The sequence below is a fragment of the Micromonospora sp. ALFpr18c genome (assembly GCF_008868155.1).
Lineage (GTDB): Bacteria > Actinomycetota > Actinomycetes > Mycobacteriales > Micromonosporaceae > Micromonospora.
This window is the reverse complement of the sequence record NZ_WBKR01000383.1, coordinates 1-1,585: the sequence shown is the minus strand read 5'-3', so window position 1 is coordinate 1,585 and position 1,585 is coordinate 1. Positions and strand designations below refer to the sequence as shown.

At 69.3% G+C, this 1,585-nt stretch carries 1 protein-coding gene; it reads left to right on the top strand.

Annotated elements, in window-relative coordinates; genetic code table 11:
- Window positions 1-54 precede the first annotated feature (54 nt).
- Entirely contained in the window at window positions 55-1,488 is a 1,434-nt protein-coding gene (locus F8271_RS31265) for an IS1182 family transposase (protein ID WP_151493369.1), read from the top strand.
- Window positions 1,489-1,585 lie beyond the last annotated feature (97 nt).

Here is a 1,585-nt window from a genome sequence, read left to right as displayed (position 1 = left end):
CTAGGAGCGTGGGTCAGTAACGCTTCGTTCGGGGTGGTCGGTCGTTGACCAGTCGTGGGTAGTGCGAAGACGTTTCGGCGGTTCGATCCGGATCAGATCTTGTTGTTGCCGCCGTCGTTGGACGAGTGGCTGCCGGATGGTCATCTGGCCCGGTTCGTGGCGGAGTTGGTTGGCGAGGCGCTCGACCTGTCGGCGGTCTACGCCGACTACACCGAGGTGCGCGGCTATCCGCCGTACGATCCCAGGTTGATGCTGCGTCTGTTGATCTACGGTTACATGACCGGGGTGCGGTCGTCGCGGGCGATCGAGCGTAAGTGCGTTGACGATGTCGGGTTCCGGTGGCTGGCCGCCGATCAGGCGCCGGACTTCCGGTCGATCGCCCGGTTCCGTCGCCGACATCTTGACGCCTTGGCCGACCTGTTCCTGCAGTCGCTGCGCCTGGCGCAGCGACTGGGCATGGTGAAGATGGGCCGGGTCGCCCTGGACGGCACGAAGTTGCAGGCCAACGCCTCCCGGCACAAGGCGATGAGCCACGGCCGGCTCGTGGCCAAAGAGGAGCAGGTCGAGGCCGAGGTCGCCGCGCTGGAGGCCACGGTCGCGGCGCTGCTGGCCGACGCCGAGGCCGTCGATGCGGACGAGGACGTCCGCTATGGCGTCGACGGTAAAGACACCGACCTGCCGGCCGAGTTGGACCGGCGGGAGAAGCGCCTGGCCCGGTTGCAGGCTGCCCGCGCCCAGATCGAGACCGAGGCTGCTGACAAGGCCCGCGCTCGGGCCGAGGCCACCGAACGCGCCCGCCAGGCCCGCACCGGTAGCCCTGACGAGGCTAAGGTCACCGAGGCTGGGCAGAAGGCCGCGGCTGCCGCGAAGCCGAAGCCGAAGGCGCAGGCCAACTTCACCGATCCCGAGTCGCGAATCATGAAGATGGGCACCGGGGCCTACGCGCAGGCCTACAACGCCCAGGCCGTCGTCGACGACGCCCACCAGGTCATCACTGCCGCGGACATCACCGACTGCGCCTCGGACTGCCCGTCCTACACCCCGATGCTCGACCAGTGCGCCGCCAACACCGGTACCCACCCCAAGCAGGCGGTGGTCGACGCCGGCTACTGCTCCGACGACAACCTCGACGCCGCTGCGGCCCGCCACGAAGCCCACGGCACCGACACGTTCATGGCCACCGGCCGGCTACGACACGACGAGCAGGTGCCACCCGCCCCCCGCGGGCGCATCCCGGCCAACGCCACACCAAAACAGCGGATGGCCCGCAAGCTGCGCACCAAACCCGGCAGAACCGCCTACCGCCGCCGCAAGGCCATCGTCGAGCCCGTGTTCGGCCAGATCGTCACCTGCCAGAACGGCCGCCGTCTGCTCCTGCACGGCATCGACGGCGCCCGGGGCGAATGGCGGCTCCTCGCCGCCAGCCACAACCTACTCAAAGTCTTCCGATACGCCGGAACCGCCGGGCTGGCCGCAGCCACCGGCTGAGACCTCCCCACAGGCCGCTACCGCGGCCCCAGACATGCCCCCACAGGCCCCAGACGACCCGACACAGGCAACCGGACACGGGCATCCAACCACCCGA